This window comes from Streptomyces sp. NPDC059455 (genome assembly GCF_042750115.1).
In the GTDB taxonomy this organism is placed as follows: domain Bacteria; phylum Actinomycetota; class Actinomycetes; order Streptomycetales; family Streptomycetaceae; genus Streptomyces; species Streptomyces endocoffeicus.
The window spans coordinates 19,686-21,595 of the sequence record NZ_JBHYVB010000194.1; the positions used below are offsets into that span (position 1 = coordinate 19,686).

Here is a 1,910-nt window from a genome sequence, read left to right on the forward strand (position 1 = left end):
CACGAGACCCCCCGACCCCCCGCCCCGGGTCTTGCGTTGCACCGGGCAGGGGTGTCAACTCCCTCCGCCCCCATGTTTCCCCGGGGCCCCACCCCCCCCCGGGGGCCCCCCCGCTTCGGTGTAGAGAATGCGCCCTCGCCAGGCCGTGAGGCCGTCAGTTGAGGTAGGCGGCTCCCGCCGGAGAAGGCACCGCACGCAGCCGGCCAGGAAGTGTGTCATCGTCCGGCATCCCCCTCCGTAGCCACGCGCTCAGCGCCTCGGCGTCGGCCACGGTGGCGATCGGTCCCAGCCGAGCCACAGGTCCGCTGGGCCTGCGATCCACCGCACACGGCTGGACGGCAGCGTACAGCCCGTGGCGACGACGGCAGTCCAGGAGCTTGCCGAGACATCCGGTGGAAACGAGGACGCCGTGCGAAGAGCCTTGGACAGCCTTGCGCAGGCTCTCCATCACCTCATCACCGTCGGATTCCCCACGACAGCTCCCGCAGACGACAAGAGTGAACGGGCGGTTCGGACGGTCGTCCGGACCATGCGTCATAAAACTCCTCCGTGGGCAGCTGAGGCGATCGGCCGGTCGACGCAACCGGACAGCTAAGGGGAGCCGTAGGGAATCAGGGCCATCTCGCGCGCGTTCTTGATGGCGCGGGCGATCTGGCGCTGCTGCTGTCGTGTCACATGGGTCACACGGCGGCTGCGTATCTTGCCGCGGTCGGAGATGAACTTTCGCAGCAGGTCAGTGTTCTTGTAATCCACATAGGTGATGCCGGCGGCGTCGAGCGGGTTGACGCGGGGGCGCTTGGCTCCCCGGCGGTCGGTGATGGTGGTGCGGCGGGCCATGATTAAGTCCTGTCCGTTGAGCGTGAGGCGCCGTCAGGCGACCGGGTCGAGCAGCTCGTCGAAGGCGCGCGACAGCTCTTTCCAGCCGTCCGGCCCGGACGCGTACTCCGCGTCGGTCAGCAGACACGAGTCGAGCAGCGCCAGCAGCCCGTCGCGGTCCAGGCCGGGCGAGGTGAAGGTGAGGTGCTGACAGCGGTCGCCGTGCTCGGGGTGCCAGTCCAGCGAGGCGGCCACCCGCCGCTCGGCCGGGACCATCTCCCAGGCGGCGTCCGGCAGCGCGGCCAGCCACGGCCCGGCCGACTCCACACACAGCGCCCCGCCCGCCGCGTCCCACGACAGCAGGGTGTCGCCCCGGTCCGCCAGCCAGAAGCGGCCCCGGCTGCGGGCCGCGGCACAGCTCAGGTCTTCCAGCGCCTCGTAGAGACGGCCCGGGTGGAAGGGACGGTGGCGCCGCCAGACGAGGGTGCTCACTCCGTGCTCATCGCTGTCCTGTGGCAACAGTGCGCAGGCCGGGTGCTGACGGGCCGCCGCCGCCGCGATGTCGAAGCCCTCGAGGAGGGCGGGCCCCAGGGCCTCCTCGCCGAGCCGCATCTGCCGTGCGCCAGGGGTGAGTTGGGTGAGCAGGGCCAGATCGCCGTCGTCCGCGGGCTCTTCGGACGTCTCGTCCTCGGCGACGGCGATCACCGTGGGGTACTCCAGCTGCCGGGCGAAGGTGTCCGCGATGGTGCGCTGGTCGGTCGGGGCGGCAGCGAGACCGGCCTCGGCGAGATCATCACCGTTCGCGAGGTACGGCACCATCAGGGCCGGGTCGACCGCGGTGGCCACCCCGGTCAGCTCCAGCGGGACGCCCTCGGCCGCGATGACGGCGGCCATGGCCTGCGGCTCGACCGAGTCCCACAACTCGACCACGGCGAGCCGGTGCCCGCCGCCCGTGGCCAGGCGCAGCAGCTCGGGGACCATGTCCTCGCGCAGCGCACAGCACGCGCAGTCGTTCACCAGCGGCGCCTCGCCCTCGCCGAGCGGCCCCGATGCGTCGCGCACGGTGCGGCGCACCGCGCGGTCGGTGGCGGCGG

2 protein-coding genes are annotated in these 1,910 nt (G+C 71.9%); both read right to left on the minus strand.

Translation table 11 applies throughout. The features are described from left to right. Positions 1-591: 591 nt before the first annotated feature. On the minus strand, positions 592-837 hold the full coding sequence (rpsR, locus tag ACFXB5_RS42825) for a 30S ribosomal protein S18 (protein WP_385218993.1): 246 nt from the start codon (positions 835-837) through the stop codon (positions 592-594). A 33-nt stretch (positions 838-870) separates the two neighbouring features. Further along, a partial coding sequence (locus ACFXB5_RS42830; RefSeq protein WP_385218995.1) for a GTP-binding protein occupies positions 871-1,910 on the minus strand: 1,040 nt, incomplete at its 5' end.

Excerpts from the sequence above, each read along its gene's own strand:
- rpsR (WP_385218993.1), bottom strand. The coding sequence starts at position 837 with ATGGCCCGCCGCACCACCATCACCGACCGCCGGGGAGCCAAGCGCCCC.